The 24,471-nt window shown below is 43.4% G+C and carries 29 protein-coding genes; 17 read left to right on the forward strand and 12 right to left on the reverse strand.

The features are described from left to right. Position 1: 1 nt before the first annotated feature. Complete coding sequence (locus tag C5Z25_RS07810; RefSeq protein WP_370447191.1) at positions 2-784, reverse strand: hypothetical protein; 783 nt, start codon at positions 782-784, stop codon at positions 2-4. Positions 785-980: 196 nt separating this feature from the next. Between C5Z25_RS07810 and C5Z25_RS07815 the strand changes: the two genes are divergently transcribed. Beyond that, positions 981-3,134, forward strand: coding sequence for a glycosyl hydrolase family 65 domain-containing protein (locus C5Z25_RS07815; protein ID WP_105452126.1), 2,154 nt, complete (start codon positions 981-983; stop codon positions 3,132-3,134). A 77-nt stretch (positions 3,135-3,211) separates the two neighbouring features. On the opposite strand, the gene C5Z25_RS07820 is transcribed toward C5Z25_RS07815, so the two are convergent. After that, complete coding sequence (locus tag C5Z25_RS07820; RefSeq protein WP_105452127.1) at positions 3,212-4,099, reverse strand: LysR family transcriptional regulator; 888 nt, start codon at positions 4,097-4,099, stop codon at positions 3,212-3,214. A gap of 119 nt (positions 4,100-4,218) precedes the next feature. Between C5Z25_RS07820 and C5Z25_RS07825 the strand changes: the two genes are divergently transcribed. The 8 genes from C5Z25_RS07825 to lpdD all read left to right on the forward strand — a co-directional run bounded on the left by C5Z25_RS07825 (position 4,219) and on the right by lpdD (position 10,661). Beyond that, the gene (locus C5Z25_RS07825) at positions 4,219-5,112 is read left to right on the forward strand and encodes an aldo/keto reductase (protein ID WP_105452128.1); all 894 of its coding nucleotides are present in this window, start codon (positions 4,219-4,221) and stop codon (positions 5,110-5,112) included. Positions 5,113-5,157: 45 nt separating this feature from the next. Beyond that, positions 5,158-6,012, forward strand: coding sequence for a GRP family sugar transporter (locus tag C5Z25_RS07830; RefSeq protein WP_105452129.1), 855 nt, complete (start codon positions 5,158-5,160; stop codon positions 6,010-6,012). 221 nt (positions 6,013-6,233) lie between these two features. Next, positions 6,234-7,019: a glucose-1-dehydrogenase gene (locus C5Z25_RS07835; protein ID WP_105452130.1), complete on the forward strand. Its 786-nt coding sequence runs from the start codon at positions 6,234-6,236 to the stop codon at positions 7,017-7,019. A 75-nt stretch (positions 7,020-7,094) separates the two neighbouring features. Beyond that, positions 7,095-7,781 carry a flavodoxin family protein gene (locus C5Z25_RS07840; protein WP_370447192.1) on the forward strand — a complete coding sequence of 229 codons (687 nt, stop codon included), beginning with the start codon at positions 7,095-7,097 and terminating at the stop codon, positions 7,779-7,781. Between the two features lie 49 nt (positions 7,782-7,830). Then, positions 7,831-8,469: an NAD(P)H-binding protein gene (locus tag C5Z25_RS07845; RefSeq protein WP_105452131.1), complete on the forward strand. Its 639-nt coding sequence runs from the start codon at positions 7,831-7,833 to the stop codon at positions 8,467-8,469. 25 nt (positions 8,470-8,494) lie between these two features. After that, positions 8,495-9,346: an aldo/keto reductase gene (locus C5Z25_RS07850; protein WP_199774903.1), complete on the forward strand. Its 852-nt coding sequence runs from the start codon at positions 8,495-8,497 to the stop codon at positions 9,344-9,346. 356 nt (positions 9,347-9,702) lie between these two features. Beyond that, a complete protein-coding gene (locus C5Z25_RS07855) occupies positions 9,703-10,266 on the forward strand; it encodes a UbiX family flavin prenyltransferase (RefSeq protein ID WP_105452132.1) in 564 nt (187 codons plus the stop codon). A 2-nt stretch (positions 10,267-10,268) separates the two neighbouring features. Further along, entirely contained in the window at positions 10,269-10,661 is a 393-nt protein-coding gene (gene lpdD, locus C5Z25_RS07860; protein WP_105452133.1) for a prenylated flavin chaperone LpdD, read from the forward strand. 69 nt (positions 10,662-10,730) lie between these two features. On the opposite strand, the gene C5Z25_RS07865 is transcribed toward lpdD, so the two are convergent. Continuing rightward, on the reverse strand, positions 10,731-11,219 hold the full coding sequence (locus C5Z25_RS07865; protein WP_105452134.1) for a flavodoxin: 489 nt from the start codon (positions 11,217-11,219) through the stop codon (positions 10,731-10,733). A gap of 234 nt (positions 11,220-11,453) precedes the next feature. Beyond that, the gene (locus C5Z25_RS07870; RefSeq protein WP_105452135.1) at positions 11,454-11,894 is read right to left on the reverse strand and encodes an Rrf2 family transcriptional regulator; all 441 of its coding nucleotides are present in this window, start codon (positions 11,892-11,894) and stop codon (positions 11,454-11,456) included. Between the two features lie 185 nt (positions 11,895-12,079). Here C5Z25_RS07870 and C5Z25_RS07875 point away from each other — a divergent pair, with 185 nt between their 5' ends. After that, positions 12,080-12,772: a TetR/AcrR family transcriptional regulator gene (locus C5Z25_RS07875; protein ID WP_105452136.1), complete on the forward strand. Its 693-nt coding sequence runs from the start codon at positions 12,080-12,082 to the stop codon at positions 12,770-12,772. A gap of 207 nt (positions 12,773-12,979) precedes the next feature. Then, complete coding sequence (locus tag C5Z25_RS07880) at positions 12,980-14,341, forward strand: Nramp family divalent metal transporter (protein ID WP_199774950.1); 1,362 nt, start codon at positions 12,980-12,982, stop codon at positions 14,339-14,341. A gap of 86 nt (positions 14,342-14,427) precedes the next feature. Here the strand turns inward: C5Z25_RS07880 and C5Z25_RS07885 are convergent, their stop codons facing one another. The 5 genes from C5Z25_RS07885 to C5Z25_RS07905 form a co-directional block, all read right to left on the reverse strand. Further along, positions 14,428-15,045, reverse strand: coding sequence for a hypothetical protein (locus C5Z25_RS07885; RefSeq protein WP_105452138.1), 618 nt, complete (start codon positions 15,043-15,045; stop codon positions 14,428-14,430). A 30-nt stretch (positions 15,046-15,075) separates the two neighbouring features. Next, a complete protein-coding gene (locus tag C5Z25_RS07890) occupies positions 15,076-15,381 on the reverse strand; it encodes a hypothetical protein (protein ID WP_105452139.1) in 306 nt (101 codons plus the stop codon). A 40-nt stretch (positions 15,382-15,421) separates the two neighbouring features. Continuing rightward, positions 15,422-15,670 (reverse strand): hypothetical protein, encoded by a 249-nt coding sequence (locus C5Z25_RS07895; RefSeq protein WP_105452140.1) that lies wholly within the window; start codon positions 15,668-15,670, stop codon positions 15,422-15,424. Positions 15,671-15,847: 177 nt separating this feature from the next. Then, complete coding sequence (locus C5Z25_RS07900) at positions 15,848-17,230, reverse strand: sensor histidine kinase (RefSeq protein ID WP_105452141.1); 1,383 nt, start codon at positions 17,228-17,230, stop codon at positions 15,848-15,850. Then, the gene (locus C5Z25_RS07905; RefSeq protein ID WP_105452142.1) at positions 17,214-17,924 is read right to left on the reverse strand and encodes a response regulator transcription factor; all 711 of its coding nucleotides are present in this window, start codon (positions 17,922-17,924) and stop codon (positions 17,214-17,216) included. The genes C5Z25_RS07900 and C5Z25_RS07905 overlap by 17 nt, the downstream gene beginning before the upstream one ends. A 161-nt stretch (positions 17,925-18,085) precedes the next feature. Here C5Z25_RS07905 and C5Z25_RS07910 point away from each other — a divergent pair, with 161 nt between their 5' ends. From C5Z25_RS07910 to celB, 3 genes are all read left to right on the forward strand, one after another. Continuing rightward, positions 18,086-18,373: a hypothetical protein gene (locus C5Z25_RS07910; protein ID WP_105452143.1), complete on the forward strand. Its 288-nt coding sequence runs from the start codon at positions 18,086-18,088 to the stop codon at positions 18,371-18,373. Positions 18,374-18,456: 83 nt separating this feature from the next. Further along, complete coding sequence (locus C5Z25_RS07915) at positions 18,457-19,188, forward strand: MurR/RpiR family transcriptional regulator (protein ID WP_105452144.1); 732 nt, start codon at positions 18,457-18,459, stop codon at positions 19,186-19,188. Between the two features lie 311 nt (positions 19,189-19,499). After that, on the forward strand, positions 19,500-20,822 hold the full coding sequence (gene celB, locus C5Z25_RS07920) for a PTS cellobiose transporter subunit IIC (protein ID WP_105449662.1): 1,323 nt from the start codon (positions 19,500-19,502) through the stop codon (positions 20,820-20,822). A gap of 44 nt (positions 20,823-20,866) precedes the next feature. On the opposite strand, the gene C5Z25_RS07925 is transcribed toward celB, so the two are convergent. Next, complete coding sequence (locus tag C5Z25_RS07925) at positions 20,867-21,178, reverse strand: hypothetical protein (RefSeq protein WP_105452145.1); 312 nt, start codon at positions 21,176-21,178, stop codon at positions 20,867-20,869. Between the two features lie 234 nt (positions 21,179-21,412). On the opposite strand from C5Z25_RS07925, the gene C5Z25_RS07930 reads away from it, so the two are divergent. Next, positions 21,413-21,673 (forward strand): hypothetical protein, encoded by a 261-nt coding sequence (locus C5Z25_RS07930; protein WP_105452146.1) that lies wholly within the window; start codon positions 21,413-21,415, stop codon positions 21,671-21,673. Positions 21,674-21,777: 104 nt separating this feature from the next. Here the strand turns inward: C5Z25_RS07930 and C5Z25_RS07935 are convergent, their stop codons facing one another. Next, complete coding sequence (locus C5Z25_RS07935) at positions 21,778-22,800, reverse strand: LCP family protein (RefSeq protein ID WP_105452147.1); 1,023 nt, start codon at positions 22,798-22,800, stop codon at positions 21,778-21,780. A gap of 293 nt (positions 22,801-23,093) precedes the next feature. Between C5Z25_RS07935 and C5Z25_RS07940 the strand changes: the two genes are divergently transcribed. After that, a complete protein-coding gene (locus C5Z25_RS07940) occupies positions 23,094-23,381 on the forward strand; it encodes a hypothetical protein (RefSeq protein WP_105452148.1) in 288 nt (95 codons plus the stop codon). Between the two features lie 43 nt (positions 23,382-23,424). Further along, the gene (locus C5Z25_RS07945; protein ID WP_105452149.1) at positions 23,425-24,102 is read left to right on the forward strand and encodes a GTP pyrophosphokinase; all 678 of its coding nucleotides are present in this window, start codon (positions 23,425-23,427) and stop codon (positions 24,100-24,102) included. A gap of 68 nt (positions 24,103-24,170) precedes the next feature. Here C5Z25_RS07945 and C5Z25_RS07950 read toward each other — a convergent pair whose 3' ends face one another. Then, entirely contained in the window at positions 24,171-24,440 is a 270-nt protein-coding gene (locus C5Z25_RS07950) for a hypothetical protein (RefSeq protein WP_105452150.1), read from the reverse strand. Positions 24,441-24,471: the final 31 nt, after the last annotated feature.

A 24,471-nucleotide genomic window follows, 5' to 3' on the forward strand; every position in this document is an offset into this window, starting at 1 on the left:
TTTAATTAAGCTGATTCACATGCGCTTGTTGGTGCATCGCTTCAACATAAATCCGTACAAAGTCGGTGCCATACGTGGTCGCCAAGTGTTGTTCAAGATTCGGCGTTGGTGGCAAGACTTGCAGTAAAGGCCGAATCCATTGATTAGTTGGGAGCAAGCGTAATAAGCAGTGGCTCGTGAATTGGGAGAATAATAAATTGCGCCCAAAGAGCTGTCCTAAGCGAGCTTGAAAGCCGGGTTGATTGACTGGAATGAGTTGCAAACGACTGTTGTTCATATCCCCTAATAATAATTTTGTGTGCGGAAAGTCAGTGTGTAAGTCCAACTGTTGATTCTTATAGGCTTTAGCAATCACCGGTGATAGTTGAACTAACCAGATGAGTTGATGTTGCTCTAGGTGCAGCAGTAGTCGTAACGTGACGACATCCGTTGGCGTTAGGGCATAACTATAATGGTTTAAGTTGGTGGGGGTCAGGTGAGTATGTAAAGTCTGTTGCAACGCCAAAAAATCACCGGCTTGCCAAGTTAGCGCTAATTGATCGTGATTTGTTAACCATAGCGGATGGTCGGCTAATCGTAACGTTAAAAAACGGGCGGCTTGTGGTGCTGGTTGATCCAACATTAATAACCAGTAGGAACTGGCACTAGACCGCGCAAAGTTCCGCGCTAGGATATGAACAGTAGGAGGGAGTGCCGTCTGAACAGCTAGCTGGAGTTGACGCCGATGACTGGCGGTATTAATGAATGGTTGTGAAATTTGAGTTGTTCGCCATTTTGCCAACACGCATCTCTCCTGACTAAATAAACTACCCTGAGTATAGGTCAAAGTACTGCGGACCACACAAATAAGGTTCAAATTTTAAAAGACTGATGACTTTCGGCGGTAATTCGGGGTGACCGCGGTATAATAGAAAGTGAGAGCTGATTATTTGATAACCAGTTTTAGACGGTTAACAGGTAAGAGTTTGAGGAGGCCCAAAATGGATTTATGGACAATTGAAGCCGATCAACCAACCCGTGAATTGGCAACCCAATTCACGGTTAGTAATGGGTTGATTGGGGTTAAAGATTTAACTGAAATACCACAGTTACAAACCGGACAACCGACTGATACGGTTGTTTATGTGAATGGGTTTTATGATGATGCCCCGATTCAATACGGTAAAGCCCAATTTGGTTTTCCAAAACAAAATCAAACCATGTTGCCACTACCAGCGCCCACGCGTTTTGACCTATGGTTGGACGATGTGCCAGTGGATTTACAACAAGGGCGACTCGTGGCACAACATTATCAGTTATCCATGCAAACCGGGCAATTTACCCATACGATTACTTGGGAAGAACAGGCGACCGGTCGACAACTAGCCATTACCTTAACGCGTTTTGCAAGCTTGGATACTGCAGGGCTATTAACCCAACAGCTCCGAGTGCAAGCGCTTAATTTTGAACACGGTCGTTTGCGGGTGATTTCTGGGCGACATGCGCAGGCACAAGCTGAGGCGACTGATCAGAGTATTGAACCAGCAGTGACGCAATTAACGCCAGCCTTACGTGGGTTAACCTATACGGCGCCACACAGTAAACAAATTGTGACCTTAGTGACCCACTATGATCAACCTGGACAGTGGGTTGCTGATGGAAATTGGTTGAGTGAATTTGAATTAACCACGCAACCAATCAGCTTAACCAAAACCGGGTGGTTCCAATTAGGCGCCCTCACGGCCTTATCAACAACGGCGACTACCCAGTTGACGACGAGCTTTGCAGAATTAGCACAGGCACAAACGGCGGTGTTAACAAAGCTTTGGGCCACGTGTGATATTCAAATTAGTGGGGATTCAACGTCACAATTAGGCCTCCGTTTTTCACAATTTGGGTTATTACAGTCGTCGGGAACGTATCAAGGTTGTCAAGGCACTGCTGCAAAGGAATTAACCGAGAGTGGCTATAATGGGCATTACTTTTGGAATACTGAAATCTATGAAGCCCCTTTCTTTTATTGGAACCAGCCGCAGTTAGCCCGGCGGTTATTATTAGGCCATTACCAGCAATTGGTGCAGGCACAGTCCCACGCACAAGCATTAGGCCTGAATGGCGCCTTGTTCTCCTGGCAAACGATTAATGATGAAACGGCGTCAGCCTACTGTCCAGCTAGTACGGCGGCTATTCATATTAATGCGGATATTGCCTATTTGGTGATTCGCTATTATCAGGTTACGCATGATGCGACCTTTATGCGGGACTATGGTCAGGAATTATTAGTTGAAACCAGTCGTTTTTATTTAAGTTATGGCAATTTTGATCAGGAAAAAGGATTTGTTTTGAATACGGTGACGGGACCGGATGAATATACGGCGTTAATTAATAATAATGCTTATACGAATTATCTGGTTCAATTTGAACTGCGTTATTTAACGGACCACTTCACGCAAAAAGATATCGGCCGCTTTAAAGTTTCACAACGCGAATGGGATCATTTTAAAGCTGCAGCGGATCAGATGTACTTTGAAACCCATGGCGATTTGATTGCGCAAGATGATAGTTTCTTGTCGAAGGAACGCTTAGATTTGAAACGCATTCCTAAGGATCAATTTCCACTTTCGCGACACTACCATCCCTTGATGTTATACCGGTTACAAGTTTTGCAGCAGGCAGATTTACTATTAGCAATGGTATTGTTACCAGAACAGTTCAGCATGGCACAAGTAAAGACTAACTATGATTATTACGAACCGTTGACAGCACCTGATTCATCACTTTCGCCAGCAATCCATGCGATTGCGGCGGCACGTTTTGGTGATGATACTGACGCGAGTGCCTTCTTGCAACGGACCATTAATACGGACCTAGAAAATGAACAGGGTAATCCGGTGGCTGGCCTGCATTCAGCGGCCATGGGTGGTAGTTGGCTAACCTTTGCTTGGGGGCTGATGGGCTTAACCGTTGATGATGATGTGGCTACTTTACGACCACAGTTACCTGCCAACTGGACCAGTTGTACGTTTAAGTTACGTTATCGCGGGATTATCTATACGATTGAAGTGACGGCGACAGCTTTAGTCGTGACGGGCGCGCAAGGTGATGAAGTGACTATCGATGCGGATCAACGGCTGATTCGTATCTTAGCAGTGTAAGCTTAGAAATGAAGTAAATAATGGTCCAATCAATGACTAAAACCCATTGATTGGACCATTTTTGATACTAAATTTTCCTATTTTGGGATAGCAGTAGGCCAGTGTTGTTGGATGTCCCTAATTAAGGGGATTAAGCGGCTCTTTTGGGACAGTGAATAGTTGGCATAGATTGGCATCTGAGCACTATCGTCGCTAATTGGTACGGAAACTCGATCAGTGTCTGCTTTAACACTTTTATCATATAAAGCGTCACTCTGTGAAAGGCTAGTGGTAAAGAATGGAAAACGAGAATATTTAGTGATTTCAGTAAAAGAATCACGATCGTCTTGATACATAAATTTTGCATTTGCAATCTGTTCTTCGATTATTTTATGCCATGAGCCAATGGCACGCATGACGATAAAGCTTAGGCCTTTTAATTCGTCGAAAGTTACGGTTGCTTGGTTGGCTAGGTACGTAAACTGGTCTAGATTAACTTGTAGTCGTTCTTCACCAATGTATTGAGATTCGATGTCGGTCGCAAAAATCTCTTGATTGGAAAATAGGATTGAATATTGATTGCTATTCAGTACTGTTTCAATCTCTTCTGTGGGGATAAGTTTATCGACAAGTTGAATTTTTTCGTTAAGGGTGTTCTGTAACTGATTCAATAAAATTAGTGGACCAGGGACGGTGGCGGCAAGGATTGTTGTGTGTTGGCTATGGTAGTAGTTCTGAACTCTGGAAACCATGGCGGTACTTTCTTGTAATAGCTTGGTTGCCTCTTTAGCGGCTAGTTCACCAGTAGGTGTGAGTTTGATTCGATTTGCTTGGCGAACAAATAATTGCACACCAAAATCATCCTCTAGTTTTTGCATGCCACGCGTGACCGATGGTTGGGTCACGTTCAATTGGGCCGCCGTTTGGGTCAGTGTTCCGGTCTGAGCAAAGACGGTGAGTTCTTCTAATAAATAATTTTCAATCATTTCATCAGCTCCTAAGCATGCGTTAAACGTATATTAGCATGTTTATCTGGTAATTTTCAAATATTCAGTTGCGACCTATGATAGAGTCATTCAATTAGAGAAATAGGTGGCGTAAGCGCATGGTTGAGCAATTGGTAGAATTAAATAATGGGGTTGAAATGCCACAAATTGGTTTCGGTGTTTTTCAAATTATTGATGAACAAAAATGTGAGTCTGCAGTAACTCAGGCCTTGCAAGTAGGTTATCGCTTAATTGATACTGCTACGGCTTACCAAAATGAAGTTGCGGTTGGGCGGGCCATTAAAAAAAGTGGTATTGATCGCCAAGCACTGTTTATTACGTCTAAACTATGGGTTGCTGATGCCTCATATGAACGAGCTAAGGCGGGGATTGACGCATCACTTAACCGACTGGGCTTAGATTATTTAGATTTATATTTATTACATCAACCTTATGGCGATGTTATTGGTGCATGGCGGGCATTGGAAGAGGCCTATCAGGCGGGGAAAATCCGCGCTATCGGAGTCTCAAACTTTTATGCCGATCAATTAAAAAATTTAGAGTTAACAACGGCTATCAGGCCTGCAATTAACCAGATAGAGATTAATCCCTGGTATCAGCAAACCGATGCTGTTCAGTTTTTACACTCAGAAGGCATTCAGACTGAGGCATGGGCACCATTCGCAGAGGGAAAACAAGATATTTTCACCAATCAGAAGCTGGTTGCGATTGGTGAACGGTATGGGAAGTCAGTTAGTCAGGTGATTTTACGCTGGCTATTGCAACGTCAAATTGTGGTTATTTCTAAAACAAGTCATCGAGACCGGATGGAAACAAATCATAATAGTTGTGACTTTGAACTGGATGATCAGGATATGCAGCAAATTACCACGCTTGATCAACATTATAGCCAATTTTTTAATCACCGTGATCCAGTCACTATCGATCAGATTTTTGGCACAAGTATTCAAAAGAATCGGGCGGCTAACTGGAAAGATAGTCTACCATCGTAAGAACTTAGTTTTACTAAAAAAATTAAAAGAATGAGGGATAGAATTATGACTGTTATTTGGATGTTATTGCCTGCAGTTGCGTGGGGCATCTTACCATTGATTGTGAGTCAATTAGGTGGTCGACCAATCAATCAGATTTTCGGCACAACTATTGGGACGTTATTAGCCAGCATCGTTGTTCAAATTATATTACAACCAGCTATTAATCTAACGGCATTTTTAATGGCAGCTGCGGCAGGTGCGTTCTGGATTGTGGGGCAGTTGGGACAATATACAGGCTATGCCAATATAGGTGTTTCTAAGACGATGCCAATTTCAACCGGTTTACAGCTGGTTGGCACAGCATTAGTAGGTGTCTTTTTGTTTGGTGAATGGCACACGATAACTGCTAGGGTGTTTGGTGGTATTGGAATCGGGTTGTTAGTCCTCGGAGTGATCATGACCGCTATTCAGGATCATCAAGGAGAAACCAGTGGCAAGCAAATACAGACAGTTGTCATGTTAGTGCTAACGACGATTGGGTTCATTGTTTTTAATGCAATTCCTAGAGCGCTATCAGCATCGGGGATTGCCATTTTCTTACCTGAATCGATTGGAATGGTTGTAGCTGTAATTGTTTATATGTTATTTCGTGGTCAAGTGAAAATTGTGAGACAACGGACGAGTTGGCTGAATGTTATTGGTGGCCTTGTTTTTTCGATCGCCTCACTGAGCTATATTGTATCGGTGAGTCAAAATGGGGTTAATGCAGCATTTGTTGTGTCTCAATTATCAGTAGTGATTTCCACGTTAGGCGGATTGTTATTTTTACATGAACGAAAATCACGGCATGAATTGGTGTTAACGCTAAGTGGTTTAGGACTGATTGTGGTGGGCGCAATTGTGACCACGTTGATCTAAGTGAGGTATAGCGGTGGACTTGTTGCTAACTAATCCTGTTGTTTAGTTAGTTGAAGTCCTGACTAATCGGGTAGTTTGGTCCACCATGCGTTGAACGTATGGTAGCATGATTATCTGGTAATTTTCAAAGCCCAATTTTGGTTTTAATATATAGATATTCAATCAGAACGGTGCACGAACAAAACGGCACATTAATTCAACTGGTTAAGGAGTGAATGATAATGTATGAAGATTTAAAGGGTAAGGTAGCTGTTATTACAGGTGGTTCCAAAGGAATTGGCTCAGCAATCTCAAAACGTTTTGGCAAGGAAAAAATGAATGTCGTGATTAACTATAATAGTGATCCGGTCGGTGCACAAAAAACGGCTGATGAGGTTAAGGTCGCTGGTGGACAGGCTGTCATCGTTCAAGCTAATATCGCGACTGAAAAAGGTGCTAATGACTTATTAAGCGCAGCGATAGATAACTTTGGTGATCTGGATGTGTGGGTTAATAATGCGGGCATGGAAATTAAGTCGCCAACGCATGAACTCACACTTGATGATTGGAATAAGGTAACGGCTATTGATCAGACTGGGGTGTTCTTAGGTTCAAGAACGGCATTAGCTTACTTTAAAGCGCATAATAAGCCAGGAAATATTATTAACATGTCATCTGTTCATGAACGGATTCCATGGCCGACGTTTGCGAGTTATGCAGCCGCAAAAGGGAGCGTCAAGTTGTTTTCACAAACAATTGCGATGGAATATGCTCAGGACAACATTCGAGTCAATGCAATTGGACCTGGTGCAATTAATACACCGATCAACGCTAAGAAATTTGCTGACCCTGAACAATATGCGCAAACGGCTGATATGGTACCAATGAATCGTATTGGAACGCCGGAAGAAGTTGCTGCCGGAGCGGCCTGGTTAGCCTCCGCTGAGTCTAGTTATGTTACCGGTATTACGTTATTTATTGATGGTGGGATGACTTTGTATCCTGCTTTCAAGGATGGTCAGGGTTAATAAGGATTACTAATGCGAGTTCAGCGACGAATCAGGCTTGGAATAATGAGTATTATTTTAATGGGAGCGGTGTTTATGATGTATTTGAATAAGCCTACTGGAGAGCGACCGGCGCGTTCGACAACTGAGAAAATTGCGGGTCAACCAATAGCGGCTTATCAATTAGGAAAATCAGCTAGTGGTTGGCGAAATGGTTATGGAACTCAATCTGACAATCAAGATACCAACAGTAAAAATCAACCAACACGTCGATTAACCAAAGCTGCAAAAAGTATTGTGATTTATTTTTCGAGGTCTGGTAGCACTGAACTACTGGCTAGTAAGATTGCTAAGCAGACTGATGCTGATTTATTAGAGATCGTGGTCAGCAAGCCATATCCAGGAAATTATCAAAAGACGCTAGCGCGTGCAAATTCAGAACGTGAGTCACAAGACTTTCCCGAATTGCATATGCAGGTCCCTAGCTTGAAGCAATACGATACTGTTTATCTGGGATATCCAATATGGGCCATGACCTTATCACATCCAATGACGGCTTTCCTGATAAAAAATGGTAACCAATTAACTGATAAGAAAATAGCCCCTTTTATGACTGAGGGGGGGTATGGTCAAGGTGATAGTGTTGATCGAATTAAGTCAATTTTAAAATCAGATGGTGCAAGCGAAAATCAATTTGTATCGGCGCTAGTTGTTGATGGGAATAAAGTTAATCAAGCAGATAAAAGCATCAATGTTTGGGTTGCAAAGACGCAAACAAATTAGTAGTGATTTAGCATAGTCGAATGATTTAAAAAAGTTAGGGGTAATGATGATGAAAGTTATGATTTTAGGGGCCGCCGGTCAGATTGGTCGAATGGTTACGCAAAATCTGTTAAAGCAGACAGATGATGACTTGGTTTTATATGGTCGAAATGTGACGTCACGGTTGAGCAACTTGAAGAGCTCCCGGGTAACACTTGTAGATGGTACCTTTCAAGAAGTGGCGACAATTAAAGCAAACTTAACGGATGTAGATGCTGTTTACTTAAGTTTTGTCGCTAATGATGATGTCATTGGTCCTTTAGTGAAAACTTTGGCAGCAGCTGGCATTAAGCGATTTATTGCAGCCAATATTCCAGATCTCTATCAAGAAGTGAGTGGTAACTTTCAATCCTGGTATCGGGAACATACAGGGATTATTTGGCAGACACCATACAAAAAGGCCGCAGATATTATCGAAAGTAGTCAGTTAGATTACATTATTTTACGAATTACTTGGCTGTACAATCAAGAAGGAAATACAGCAGTTCATGTGACGAAGAAAGGTGAACCTTTTACTGAAGCGCAGGTCACAAGACAGGCGGTTGCTCAATTTGTCACGGATTTATTGACAGGGCAGGCGGATTACCATCGTGAGAGCTTGGGTCTGGGTGAGCCAGGAACGGACTTTGAAAAGCCTAGTTTTTACTAAGAATTAATAAGGAGGAATTATAATTATGGCAAACGTACCAATGATTAAATTAAACAATGGTGTTGAGATTCCAGCAGTTGGGTTTGGTGTTTTTCAAATTGAAAATGGTGGGACCAAACAAGCGGTTTTAGATGCAATTGATGCAGGTTACCGGTTAATTGACACAGCGCAAATGTATGGCAATGAAGCCGAAGTTGGTGAAGCTATCAAAGCGTCAGCTGTTGCTCGTGAAGAACTCTTTGTGACAACCAAAGTGTGGATTAGCTCGACCGGTTATGATGCTACAATGAAGGCTTTCGACGCGTCATTAGCTAAATTGCAACTAGATTATCTAGACATGTACCTGATTCACCAGCCTTATGGTGACGTGTACGGCTCATGGCGTGCAATGGAGGACTTGAAAAAGGCTGGTAAGGTTCGGGCTATTGGCATTTCTAACTTTAAGGCTGACCGGTTTGTTGATCTTGATATTCACAACGAAGTCACGCCACAATTGAATCAAATTGAAATCAATCCGTGGAATCAGCAAAAGGATGAAATGGATTGGTTGAATAAGGAAGGCATTCAACCAGAAGCTTGGGCACCATTTGCTGAAGGCAAGCATCACTTGTTTACTAATGAAACATTAGTAACAATTGCCCAGACTCACAATAAAGGTGTTGGTCAAGTCGTACTACGCTGGCTCTATCAGCGAGGTGTCGTGTCATTGGCAAAATCAGTTCATAAAAGCCGGATGGTAGAGAATATCAATATTTTCGATTTCAAACTATCAGATGCTGAGATGGTTCAGATTGCAAACCTTGATATGAAGGAATCAGCTTTCTTCGATCACCGTGATCCAAAAATGGTGGCATCTCTCGGTGGTCGCCAAAATTAAATTGAATAATAGTTAACATCGCAGAGCGTCGTCAAAGCTCGGCTAGTTTGCGAAGATTAACTTAAAATCGGCGGTCATTCTAGGTTAAGGAATGACTGCCGATTTTGGTTTAAGCAGAACAAACTGACTTTGGGTGCAAGCATTGGCACCTTTAAAGTGATCATTATTGTTGGCTGAGTTTCGGCTTTTATTGGCAATTGCACAACTGTCGAATGGCCATTTTAAGCTAATATTCTTAAAACGAATATCACTTAGTCAAAAGTCGAGTTGTTCGTTAGCGCCGAAACGCTTAACATAAGTAAGGTGAGCAGATTGAAATTCGATATAAAAAAGAGTTAGTAAGTGAGGTCATAGAGATGAAGCGGATTGTGATTGGAATTACCGGGGCGTCCGGAACGATTTATGCGGTTGATTTGTTAGAAAAGTTACATCAAGATCCAACGGTGGAAGTCCATTTGGTAATGAGTACCTGGGCTAAGAAAAATTTAGCCTTAGAAACGGACTACACCTTAAAGCAATTAAAGGCGTTAGCCGATTACACGTATAACATTAACGATCAAGGTGCCACGATTGCGAGTGGGTCGTTCTTAAATGATGGCATGGTCATTGTGCCGGCTAGCATGAAGACGGTCGCAGGGATTGCGACTGGTTTTGGTGACAACTTGATTTCACGAGCGGCGGACGTCATGATTAAGGAGCAACGTAAGTTAGTGATTGTTCCACGTGAAACACCGTTGAGCGTGATTCACTTAGAAAACTTAACCAAATTAGCCCAATTAGGCGCGCAGATTATTCCACCGATTCCAGCTTTTTATAATCAGCCGAAAACCATTCAGGATTTAGTTAATCATCAGACGATGAAAATCTTGGATGCCTTCCAAATTGCTAATAAGAATGATCACCGTTGGGAGGGCGCTTAGTAATGCCAAATTTTACGACGACACAAGCAGGTTACCAGATGACGGCAACCTTGCAAGTGATTGGATTTGATTTATTGGTCGTAGTGACGGGTGGAACGAATCCTCATATTGGCGATGTCACCACGCTAACGGCGACAACGAGCCCACAAACGGTTAAATTTCCAAGTCATGATGGCCGTTTTCATAAAGATAATTTCATTTCAGAACGCTTAGCACAACAGTTACAGCCCTATCTAACGGGGAGCTGTACGATTACTGCTGGGATTCACGTTAATCAGATTACGAAGGCGCAGATTGCGGCGGCCACGCCGATGACCCTAGACTTAGGCCAACAAATTATTGCTTGGTTACAAGCTAATCCGATTCAAGCTGTTAAGCCTGAATATTATCGTTAACCAGTTGATTCACAAAACGCTAGTCAACCATCATCTTGATGGGGGACTAGCGTTTTGTCATTCTTAGGTTTATTTTAGCTCGCTAAGCAATGTTTGCCACCAAGTTGTGAGTGGCTGTGCTGCAGTTTGAAGGGCACTTGCCGTCAAACCAATGCCTGGAACTACCGTTGCTGTTGGTAATAGGCTGGCAAAGTCGGCCTCGTAGTTTCCGGGCGTTCCGGCATCAGTATAAAAGGGTGCAACTGTGCCTGAATAGGTTGTGAGTTGTTGTAGAAATGTGCGGACCGGGGTAGCAACTTTTGCCGACCACACGGGTCCACCGACTAAAATGATGGCATATTGGTTTAACTCAGGCCATGAATTGGTTAGTTCAGGTAAGTGTCCACTAGCTAGTTGCTGATTAGCAACATCGGCAGTGGCGAACATATCGCTAGGAAAAGTGTCTGGCGCAACAGTGAGTTCAATCCGGGTTGCCGCTGTGAGTTGTTGCAATTGAGCCGCCATTGCGGCTGTTGTTTGCGACCATGAATAATCAACAATCAATACTTTTTTTGACATATTGAGCACTCCTTTATCACTTGATTGCCTCTAGCATACAGGGTTACAGTAAGTTGAAGGCAAGGCTTTTTGCTAAAATAATCTCGATTATTTAGCAGCAGTCAGTAAGGCGGTCATCATGGACGCCAAAAGTCAGGATGGATCGGTTAATGAAAAAACGGCAGTCATGCTCAAACACAGCGTGACTGCCGATTCAGATTAATGTGTGCAAACAGCTGGATTGTCGGCTCATTTTTAATGTTGCGCGTCTTTCTTAGCTTGATCGACTAAAATACTATCGACCACGTCTTGCATGCTCACTTTTGCGAGTCGTGCTTCCGCTGCTGTCTGCGCATCTTGATAATATTGTTGGAGCACATTTTGAATATTGCCACCGACGATACATTCAGGATTGGTCTTTGGGTCAACAGCAAACAGGGCCTTATCACCTTCAATGGCATAAAAAATAGTCAAAAGTGAGATGTCACTTAGGGGTTTGGCTAAAGCGGGCTGGGCCGTTCCCGGCGTCGTGGTAATCAAGCCGGCCCGGCGTAACTTACTCATCAGTCGGCGAACGACCACGGGACTGGTCTCGATACTACTGGCAATCAAGTCACTGGTTAACTTGGCTTGGTCATAGATTTTGATAAATGCTAGCAGGTGAATCGAATCACTAAAACGAGTTGACACACGCATCTATAGTTCCTCCTGTAACTTAATTAATTACCGTGATTATAAACTAAGCAGATTATTAAAGCAATTATCAAGTGAGTATCAACTTATCATGTAACTTTTTAACGATAATTATCGCTTATTAGGATAAAATCGGTTATGATGATGGTACTAAATTGAGCAGTTACTGCAAAAGGAGCCAAATCAACATGAGTGAGCTTGAAACTATCCAGGCATATTATGCCGCTTCATTGAGTAAGGATGGTCAAATTACGAAAACCCAACAAAAAATACTCGCAGCGGCTTTAGCGTTATTTGCTGACAAAGGGTATGAAGAAGTCGGGACCCGTGAAATTGCCGACCGTGCTGGCGTGGCTGAAGGCACTCTTTTTCATAATTTTACGAATAAAAATGGGATTCTCGCCGCCATTATACAGCCAATTGTGAAGCAGGTCTTACCGGCCATGTTGAATGCTTTAGATCAAGCGGTACTAGACAGTGAAAAACAAACGCTAGATGCCTTTGTACTGGCATTAGTGTCTGACCGAGTTGCTTTTATTGAACAGAATCGCGCGTCGCTAGCGGTGGTTTTATCGCAATTTTTTAATAATGCGGCTGATCGTGCTGCCGTCATGGGCATGGTATCACCGGCGATTCTAACGCAAGCCAATCAAGTGATGGATCAATTAAAAGCTACCGGTGAATTGGTCGATTGGCCAAACCATATGATCTTACAGTTGTTGTTTTCAACGTTAGGCGGGTACATGGTGGAAGAGGTCTTATATCCAACCTTGAATCGGATGGCAACCGCCGCTAAGATTACGTACCTCAGCGATTTCTTAGTAAACGGATTGAGTCCGCGACGGATGCCTTTACATGTTGATGAGCCGGGGTTTGATTGAGTTTAGGAACGCCAAAAAAATAAGTGAAAACAGTTGACTAATTTTTCAATGATGATATACTACTTATTGGAATTAAAGCGAGCGCTCAATTGAATAGTAACGGGTGTTAGCTGTTGAGGATCACACAGTAGTCCACAACCTGAATTCTAAACCAATAGAAGAGAGGGTTTCATAATGAAACTAGCAAAAACGAAGGACCGTTCAGCGATGGTGGCCACCAAAGGTAGTACGGGGGTTCATTCAACTGGGACCGATAGTAAGAGCTTGGACGAAGTGAATGGGAGTGTTCGGGTCCCGAAAAATGCCAACTTTTGGCGCACATTAGTTGCATATACGGGCCCGGGCGCACTGGTAGCAGTTGGTTACATGGATCCAGGGAACTGGATTACATCAATTGCTGGGGGTTCACAATATAAGTACGCATTGCTATCCGTTATCTTGTTATCAAGTTTAATTGCCATGTTATTGCAAGCAATGGCAGCACGGTTAGGAATTGTCACCGGAAAAGATCTAGCTCAATTGACACGTGAACGAACGTCAAAAGGGATGGGAATCTTCCTCTGGGTTATTACTGAATTAGCGATTATGGCAACGGATGTGGCCGAAATCATTGGTTCTGGGATTGCCTTAAAGTTGTTATTCGGCTTCCCCCTAATTGTGGGGATCCTGATAACAACGGCTGACGTTTTAATCTTGTTGTTGTTGATGAAGCTTGGTTTCCGAAAGATTGAAGCAATTGTTGCAACCTTGGTTGCCGTTATCTTATTTGTTTTCTTATATGAAGTTATTATTTCACAACCAAACGTACCAGAAATGTTCAAAGGTTATGTGCCAACCACACAAATTGTCAGCAATCAGTCAATGTTGTACTTGGCATTAGGGATTGTTGGAGCGACGGTTATGCCGCATAATTTGTACCTTGGTTCGTCAATTTCGCAAACACGTGCAGTTGACCGTAGCGATGAAAAAGAAGTTGCCAAGGCGGTTAAGTTCACCACGATTGATTCTAATATTCAGTTATCAGTTGCGTTTGTTGTGAACAGTTTGCTCTTAATCTTAGGGGCAGCCTTATTCTTCGGAACTAAGGGTGACTTGGGTCGTTTCGTGGATTTATACAATGCCTTGGGTGATAGTAAGGTTGTTGGCGCAATTGCCAGTCCAGTATTGAGTATGTTGTTCGCAGTTGCGTTACTGGCTTCTGGACAAAGTTCAACCATTACGGGGACGTTATCTGGTCAGATTATTATGGAAGGGTTCATCCGGCTAAAGATGCCATTATGGGCACAACGGTTGTTAACTCGGCTCATCTCAGTAACGCCCGTCTTAGTATTTGCCATTTATTATCATGGCAATGAAGCCAAGATTGAAAGTCTATTGACCTTCTCACAAGTCTTCTTGAGTATTGCCTTGCCATTTGCGATGATTCCACTCGTGATGTTTACGAGTGATAAGCAATTGATGGGGAATTTCAAGAGCCGTACTTGGGTTAAGTGGACAGCTTGGGTCATTACGGCCGTATTAATTATTTTGAATATTTACTTGATTCTGCAAACAATCGGTTTAGTTTAGACAGTTTTCTTGCCGATAACGATGATAAATTAAAGCAGCGAGCTTGGGATAAGTCCCCAGCTCGTTTTTTAGTGACCAAAATTTGATTAACCGGCAGAGGCCAAAGTAAATGGTGTCAAGTTGAGGAGCGTCGCTAGCAGTGGTCGGATGCCCGTTTCGAAGTCATAAATATTAATTACCGGGGAGCTGGGACTGCTGGCCGCTTGCTTTAAATCAGCTAGAGAGTAAGGATGCCCATCCGCTAGAATCAGAGCGGGGGCCGTGGTGGTTGCTAGTTTGGGGGCTAAGTCATGGACGAAGTACGCAAAGTCGGGGGCCGTGTTCAATAACAAGGGTAAGCGACTAATTTCTGTTGGATTAAGTTGCTGGGCTAATTGTTGCATTTGGGTGGCCGGGTAAACCATGGCTGCGTAACGCTTCGGCGCCAATTGTGGTAAAGCCGCCGTTGGGGGCGTCAGCCGCACCGTTAAGTCCAATTGCCAGCTTGCGAGTAGTAAGGCCGGCAAAGTTGTTAAGTTAAGGAGACTGATGAGAATTGTTTGTCCGGGGGTCACGGCCTGCTGTTGTAAGCTGGTCCGGCACAGGGTGGCATCCTCGAGTAGGTCGGCGCCAGTATACCAGATGCCTTGGGCGGGATTTTTAATGATTGGGCGCTGATAGTTTTGACGTAATTGTTGTTCGATCGCAGTGGTTAAAGTCGACATCTGGCAAGGCTCCTTTCATATTTGGTGGGTTTAATCAGCGGCTGGTTGATATTTGAGCTTGTCGAGACTTTGACTACTGGCATCAATTGTTGCCAGTACTTGGTTTTGGATGGTCTTATTGACTAATTTTGTTGCTTTTGGTGTCAGGTCGGGAGCAATGGGATGTTTAGTTGCTGGCATTGCCAAGTTAGTCTCATGATTGACTTTTTTAGTCAGGGTTGTTGTCGTTTGAGCAGTGGTGGTTGGGGTCGTGTCTGCCATGGCAGTAGCGGTGGTTGCGAAGAGGGTCCCGGCGGCCATTAAGGTGATGGTGAGCTTTTTAAATGTATTTTTCATTAGTTTCGAACTCCTTTTAGTTGTTAGTGTTATTTTTATGTTAGACGACTGGCATCAGCCAATCATTTGAAAGTAGTTGGTGGAAGTGACGGCCAAGCGGCACCCATAATTCGGACTTGCAAATGTTGCGTGCCGTTTCCCAAAAGAGCGGATCACTGAGTTGCTCGTCACTTAACTTAACCTTGATGTACTCGCCTTGTTCACTTTTGGCGATGATGAGCGGGTAGAAGACTTTGACTAAATGCACCGCAGTAATGTTTTTAATTTTTGGGTCGGTATCTAATAACATATGGACAACTCCTTAGTTGCTGGCTTGACTTGAATGACTTTAGTTTACCGGGAACTGGTCTAACTAACTATCGAGTTTTAGTAAGCTTTAAATAAGAATTTCTTAGAAAAGCATTTAGAATAGTATTTTTGGCAGCAAAAAAGCGTTTGGTAGCGGCCAAACGCTTAGTTAAAGCTATCAGTTTATTTTCCAGCTTACTGTGAAAATCGTCCCTTGGGGCTGATTATCAGTGACCGTGATAGTCGCTTGGTTTAAAGTGACGAGTTGTTGCACAATTGCTAAGCCTAGGCCACTGCCTTCAATCGTTTGCGACCGTGCTTGGTCGACGCGATAGAATCGTTGGAAAATGGCAGCTTTTTGGTCGTCAGGGACGCCTTCACCTAAATCAGCGACGGCCAGCTGAGTTTGTTCAGCGGTCTGAGTTAAGCTTAACGTAATCGGCTGGTCAGCTGGTGAATACTTATGCGCATTATCTAAGAGGGCGACCACAATTTGTTGTAACATTTCGGCATTACCGGCGACATGAATATTGGGAGCAATGGCTAATTTTAACGGTTGTGACCAAGACGGCTGATAATGATCAGCGAGTTGTAACAAGAGGTCCGATAAGTTTTGGTCCGTCAAGGTTAACTTGGCTCGGTCGGCCCGAGATAAATGTAAGAGATTCTCAATCAAATGCTGCATTCGCAAGGACTCTTCATCGATAAAGTGTAACGATTCCGGAATGACTTCCGGATGAGCCGTGCCCCGGCGACGAATGAGACTGAGATTACCCCGAATAGCCGCAATCGGGGTCCGTAATTCATGAGAAGCATCTGAAATAAATTGCCGTTCGTGTTGCAGGCGGTGATTCTGGGTCACTAAAAGTTCATTAAAAGCTTGGCCTAAATCGTTGATTTCACGTGGACTGGTCGGAACTTTTAAGGTTGGTTGATCGGCTTCAGGATTATTTGACGTATATTTCGTTTCATGAACGAGCGCAATCGTCGGTGCACTTAACCGGGCAGCCAAACGGTGGGCCCACCAAGTGCCAATGGCTAGCGTCAAGAGGGTAACTGCAATGATTAACGCAATCAAAATGAGTAAGCTATGCATTAAGCGCTGCAAGCTGACGCCTAGTTGATACGTATTGTGACCGTCTTTTTGTGTATACAATAGAACGAAACCGAATTTTTGGACGTAAATTAATGGTCCAACTAGGTGTGTTTGCCGGTTAGCGAAAAAGCTTTTGGATGACGGTGACGTTAAGATGGTGCGGCGATTCTTCGTCGTGGTCGTTAACGTGGCTTTTTGCGTCGTGACCCGAATAAAGGCGGGTTGCTTCGTGTTGCGAGTGGTCGAATTATTCCACTGGATAAAGCTCGGGACGTCTTTAATATTGGCTCGTTTGAGACTGCTCATCAGGTCATGGGCCTCATGCGTCGTATTAATGGTCTGCTGGCCCCCAACTAAGACTAAGATAATCAAGCTAATCATCAGGGTGATGGTCAATACCAGCCGTTTGATGGCCCGGTTAATCAGTTGTTCATAGGTGAGGGTGGTGTCAGTTGTTTTTTGCATTGGCTAACGGCTCCCTTAGTTTATAGCCAACCCCGCGGACCGTTTTAATTAAGGGTTCTGTAGCGGTTGGACTGATAATTTTATTGCGTAAATAACCAACGTAGACATCAACCACGTTTTGTTGGCCTAAAAAGTCGGCCCCCCAGACTTGGTCGAGTAAGTCATCACGGGTGAAGACTTGTTCGGGATGGGCTAAGAAAAATTGTAACAGGTCGTATTCGCGATGGGTAAGTTGGACATCGTCACCGGCGTTGGTTACCCGATGTGCTTTGGTATCTAAAATCAGGTCATCAAGTTGATAGACTTGATTGGGTTCAGCTTGGTTTTCGGCGCGGCGCTGAATGACCCGGACCCGAGCTAAGAGTTCTTCAATTTCGAAGGGCTTCGTCATATAATCATCGGCCCCGTTGTCTAAGCCAGCGACTTTATCGCCGATATAATCCCGCGCAGTCATGATGATGACTGGGACTTGGTCGTGTTTACGGATCCGCCGGAGAACTTCCATACCGTCTAGCTTGGGGAGCATCCAGTCTAATAAGATGAGTAAGAGTTCATTTTGATGGGCTTCATAAGTCGCCATTGCCGCCAAGCCATCGTCAGCGACTAGCACGTTGAAATCTTCAAATTGTAGTTCTTTGGTTAGGTAACCGGAGAGGCTGTGTTCATCTTCCACGATTAGAATTGTATTTTTCATCAGTTAACAAAACTCCTTTGATGATGATTGATTAGTTTAATTATAACGGATATCTGGCGATAGTCGACTGAATTGGTAACTGAACTTATCATCTAAATGTAAGCGCCTTAGTGACTTATGGTAAACTTGAGTTAGTAATAAAATAGAAAAGGAGTGGCAAAATGGGACTTTTTGGCGATGCAATGCAAGCTTTATATCATAGTGGCCATTATCGGTATGCCATCATTATTAAAAAAACGGCGCCGGCAATCGATCCGAAAACGGTGCCAGCGATTATGGCGTTAGGTCAATTAAACCGAACTCCTAATTTTAAAACCTGGGAATTCGATTCACCATTTAAGGTGGCCGAGTTTACCCAAAAGTTGACGGCGGCAATTGCGACCTGCCCACTTGAAATGACGGATGTCACGATTAAGCCGGAAATGGATGGCCGCTGGGGCGATCGGTAATAATTGGAATTTGTTCCTACAAGTTCTGGTTGTAACTATGAATTATATAATATACCAATTAATAAAAGCTTGAGGTGGAAAAGATGTTTTCATATGATCAAGTTCAGCAGTTGAATCGCTTAGAGATTGAGATTTATAAGTATATTATGGGTCATCCGGTAGAAGTGAGTACCATGACGATCCGACAATTAGCGAATCAAAGTCATGTCTCGGCGACCACCATCTTGCGGTTTTTAAAGCGGATGGGTTATGACGGCTACGCTGAATTCAAATTTACCTTGCGCGAACAGTTGAAGCAAGATGCTGAACAACCTTTAGCTAAAACGGTTGTGCCGATGCGGGCCTTTTTTGACCGCCTGAATATTCCAGCGGTCACGACGAAATTAAAACAAGCGACGACCTTGATTCAACATGCCCAAACGGTGGTTCTCATTGGCGCGGGGACGAGCAAAGGCTTGGCGAGTTATGGCACGCACTTACTAGCTAACTTTGGCGTGTATGCTTTACAAATTGTGGAGACGATGCAACCGTTGCCTGTTCAACATCGTGATTTGTCGCAAACGGTGTTATTGCTCTTATCCGTTTCTGGAGAATCCGAAGCGGTCATTCAACAAGGGTTATATTATCAGCAAAGTGGGGCGCATTTAGTTGTCATCACCGCTAGTAGTCATTCCACCGCAGCTGGAATTGGCGAGGTGGTCTTAACCTATGATATTCCGGAAGTGCAGGCGGTCAGTGGTGGCAGCACTTTGTCACAGTTACCAGTCGTTTATTTTTTAGAACAATTGGCGATGGGCGTCCAACCCTTGGAATAGACCGATGTGCCAAGTTGATATGGAACATGTTTCACAAATGGAACAAATTCCTTTATTGGAAACAGGACACTGTTTGTTTTGAAAGGGTATACATTCAGTCATCGATTGGTATAATGGATGTTGTGGAAAGCGCATTCAACGTTTCCACTGAATAAGTGTCGCGTTGTTGTGAAACATAGTGTTATTTATCGGTTAGCAGGGCTTACTGGCAAGCGGCCGTTGTTGGTAGGTAGGTTTTAGGTGAATTGGTTTGGCGATATCCAAGCTGGTCACACCCAAGTGGTTTTTAAATTATTCTAGGGGGTCACGACATGAGCGAAAATAATAAATCAAGTTTCGTTAATGATCGACTTGTCCCATTATTTGGTAAGATTGCTGGTTCTCGTCACTTAATCGCGTTACGTGATGGGATGACACTAGCCGTACCAATGATTATTATCGGGTCGGTCTTCATGATTATCGCGCAGTTTCCAATCAAAGGGTATCAAACATTCATGTTGAATACCTTTGGTAAGAACTGGGCAACGATTGTTCAATATCCAACTAACGCCTCGTTCCATGTGATGGGGTTGATTGCCGTTATCGGGATTGCTTATAACTTGGCAAAGAGTTACAAAGTTGATCCAATTTCAGCGGCAATTGTTTCGATGAGTGCTTTCTTATTAACGATTCCATTCACCAGCGATAAAGCTGGGGCTTTATGGGTACCATTGACCCAACTTGATTCAGCCGGTTTGTTTACAGCTCTTATTATTGGTCTATTTATTACCGATCTTTATGTCTTTATGGTGCACCGCAATTGGACGATTAAAATGCCCGATAGTGTACCGCCGGCTGTTAGTAACTCGTTTGCGGCGTTAGTACCAGGGGCCATCATCTTGGTTCTAATCTGGTTATTACGCTTACTTGTGGAAGCAACGCCAATGCAAAGTATTCCAAATGTCATTTCTTTCGTTTTGGCAAAACCATTGGGCTTACTAAGCAACACCTTACCTGGTGCGATGGTCGCTGAATTCGTCGTTTGTATCCTTTGGATCTTTGGGATTCATGGTGCCAACGTGGTCAGTGGTGTCATGCAACCAATCTGGTTGGCTGCGATGTCACAAAATGCGCATGCGTTACAAGCTGGTAAAGCTTTGCCAAACGTCGTTACCCAACAATTCTTCGATAACTTCGTCCACATGGGTGGTTCTGGTGCGACCTTAGGGTTAGCTTTCATGATTGCCTTTGTCTCGAAGAGTGCTGAATTTAAGACGTTAGGTAAATTGATTATTGGTCCGGCGATCTTTAATATCAATGAACCAATCGTCTTCGGGTTACCAATCGTTATGAACTATCGGATGGCAATTCCATTTATCGTGGCACCATTAGCTAACGTTGTGACCACTTACGTCACGATGTCGACTGGCTTGGTTGCTAAGACGATGGGGGTCATGGTTCCTTGGACCACGCCGCCAATTATTTCTGGTTACTTAGCAACGGGTCACATTTCTGGGGTGGTTTTACAAATTGCTAATATCATCATGGATGGTGCGATTTACTACTTCTTCTTTAAGGCCTTAGATCGTGATAAGATTAAAGAAGAAAAAACGTTTGCTGAAAAACAAGCGGCTGGCGAAACTGTCAAAGCTTAATATGAGTAAATAACGAGCTTGAGGAAATCCTCAGGCTCGTTTTTTTAACTCGTATGAAATTGCGGATGCAGTAACTTGGGATGCTGATGGTCGTGACCCTGATATTGAATAAGCCAGTAGTCGTTTTGTGGGAGCGCATGGCGTGCGATAACGTGCGTGATGACGAAACGAACCATATCAGCATTTGCGTTAGTCCAAAGTCGCCAAGTCGGCAAATTAGCGGCGTAAACGCGTTCCCAAGTCCCCATATTTTGCTCATCGGGGGTTAGATTGATCAATAAGTCAGTATAACGATTGCCAGTTAATTCCAGTAAGTAGCAATAATTATATTGATGGCTTGCAGCGGTGACGACCATGATAGTCAGCTCCTTTGTCGTGGTAGGACGGCGCTAATTACGTCAGCCCTTAAATTAACTTTCCAATATATAGTACAACCGCTTGACTAATAATCCTAGCTTTTTACAAAAGTGTTATTGAAATGTAACAAACATAGTTGCAATTAAAAAAATAAAGCGCAATTGCTTGACCTGAAACGCGTTTCACCAGTTATAGTAGCCTCAAAAGTAAATCTCAAGTGGGAGGGTTAATTCATGGAAACGGGTATTTTGAAGCAAATTGATTTGAAGACGACGGCGGAACAGTATTTTTTTGTAGCGGCAAGTCAGCAGGCAGAATGGATTCAAATTCGGTCGCTTCAAGCTTTTAAACCCTTTGAACTGACCTTTCGCGTGAGCGATTTGCGTGTCAGTCACCACCAAGTCGTGACGGCAACGACGCACAAAAAGTATGAATTTAATGACGATACGGGCGGCTTAATAACCCAATTAATGAATTGGCAACACCAGTGTTAATGGTGTTCGGCTATTAAGATAAAGCAAGCAGGACCAAAAGAATAGACACTGCAAGAATTAGTTGTGAAAATTCTTGCAGTGTCTATTTAGGTTAGGCTGTATTTTTAGTTGGTACTATCGGTATAAGTGATACGGTCCAAACCATTGGTGTCATAATTTAAATTGTTAATGCCATCATAGGTTGGATTTAACGCATTTAACTTGGTTTCCATGTTCGACAACTTAGCCTTTTTAAGCCCTAATTGTTGGCGAATCGCATCGGAAGTTGCTTGTAAGGTCTTCGTGCTGGCAATTTGATAAGAACTGGTATTAATCCAAGCGGGGGTGCCGACTAGTTGCGTAGACTGAATATTCTTCGTATTTTCATGATCATGCGTGGCTAAGCCGACTAATTCTTTGAAGCTCAGGTCGGTCTTTAAGTTGCCTTTAAGTGAACTTAATAACTCGCTGTAATGAGTGAGGGTCGCCGTTTTAGCGAGTTTAGCTAGGACAGCCTTCATGACTTGCTGCTGCCGTAGCTGGCGCCCATAATCGCCCCGGGGATCTTGGTGCCGCATCCGGGTATAAGCCAAGGCCTCTTTGCCGTTGAGGTGATGGGTCCCTTTAGTGACGGTAATATTGTCAAAGGTGACATCCATGGGACTGGTAATCGTGACCCCGCCAACGGCATTCACAATTTGTTTCAAGCCGCCCATGTTAATCGTGGCATAGTAGTTAATGGGAATGTTGAGCAATCGACTGACACTAGCTTTCGCCATATCGGAACCGCCGATATTATAAGCGGCGTTCAGTTTTTGAACATTAGTTTGTGAGTCGCCCACCATTTCGGCTAAGGTGTCACGTGGAATACTGGTAATGACCGTCTTTTTAGTCTTGGGATTAATGGTCACGACCATGATCGTATCAGAATTCCCTTTATCAATCCGGCCATCGGCACCAGTATCGGTTCCCAATAATAAAATACTGAGTGGCTTGCTGGTATCAACGTTTTTGGCCGTTTTACCGGAATTAATCGATGATTGATAGGCCGCTAAAGTTTGATGAACGAATAGGCCGCCAGCGATTAAAACGATTAGGGCAACGATGCCCACTGCGATTAGTACCGGTCGTAATTTAAAATGTGCCATAAGTTGTTTGTAACTTCCCCTCTGTTTTTTGGTGCAACGTTCCCCGCGTTTTTTTAAAACTATAGTAGCTAGCATACTGGTTTTACTGTGAACTGGAAAATACTTAATTTAAGTGTACGTAATTTAAAAAATAGATACCATTGAACCGTCTTAGATAGGTAACTGTGCAAATAGTCTGTCTGGAAAAGGCCGGGTCGTTTAATGAAAGGTTAAATTAGCGGAATAAGATTGCGTCACGTGAAGATAATGCTTATGATATAAGGGTAGATTTGAAAGATAAGGAGGCGCTTGTTATGGCAACAAAAGAATCCAAAATTCGCCTTGAATTTGATGCGGAGGTCTTGCGTAATGAGATTTTTGACATCGAAGATTTTGCCAGTTTTCAACGTTTTTGGCACCGATTTGAACATTTTATAGAGGATCGAGTGGTGCTAGGTCATCTGAATGTTTTAGAAGGTCATGGGCTAATTCCGAGTGATTTTAAAGATGTTGAGGGGCAGTTAAGTTATCATGCCGGCCGTGAACAGTACACGATTGACTATCATCAAATTGTGAGAGAATGGTTAGTCACGATTCAATAAGATGTTGGCTAGGTCAAGTTAATCATTGGAGCGATAAAACAACGTGAGTAAAGCAAATCCTCAATCGGATGCGGCCAATCAATTATTACCCGCCGCGCCTGAATTATTACAAGCAGTCGATCAATTGAAGGCGTATTCGTTGCGGTATGAAGTCGCAATGAAGCTTGTTTTAGATAAGTTAGACTATATTAGTCGTGAATATGAACTGCGCTATGGCTATGCTTTAATTGATAGTGAACAGTCCCGCATCAAGTCGCCGGAAAGTATCATCGGTAAGGTCAAACGTAAGCAGTTGCCTTTGACGCTGGCGACGGTATTTGATAATTTACACGATATTGCTGGGATTCGGTTAATCGTCCGCTTTTTGAGTGACATTAAAACCGTCGAAGACTTATTGGCGACCCAAGCAGATATTAAAGTATTACGCGTCAAGGATTATGTGCATCATCCGAAGGCGAACGGTTATCAAAGTTTGCATTTGATTTTGGGTGTCCCGGTGTATACGGTTGATGGTCCGAATATTATTGAAGTTGAATTACAGATTCGGACAATTGCGATGAATTTCTGGGCGTCGTTAGAACATGAACTGAACTATAAAAAGAATGTTCCCGAACAAGCGACCTTACAACGAGCCTTGACTAAAAAGGCGCGGTTAATTACCCGTTTAGATCAAGAAATGGATGATATTAAGACCCGCATGTATGACCAAGATCCTAAGTAACTAGTCTTAGTACCTTAAAAACGCCGGCCAATTGGGTTAAACCAGTTAGCCGGCGCTTTATTTTATTTTTAATTGAGTAGACCCAGTTCATCGCGTTGCGGTAACAGCCAGTCGTCGGCGAGTAATTGGTGGAACTTACGACCGATGGGGACCCACAGTTGGGCGTGCCAAATATCTTGGACACTTTCCCAAAAGATGGTGTCTTGGCGCTGCTGATCACTGATGTTGACGGGGAGATAGTGACCGGTTTCCGTTTGGACAATAATTTGAGGATAGAATACTTTCACAATTTTGGCCGCCATGATATTTTTAATACGTGGGTTATTATCTAGTAGCATATTGTGCATCTCACTTTCCAGCTGACTTCAT

The organism is Lactobacillus sp. CBA3605 (assembly GCF_002970915.1).
Classification (GTDB): Bacteria; Bacillota; Bacilli; order Lactobacillales; family Lactobacillaceae; genus Lactiplantibacillus.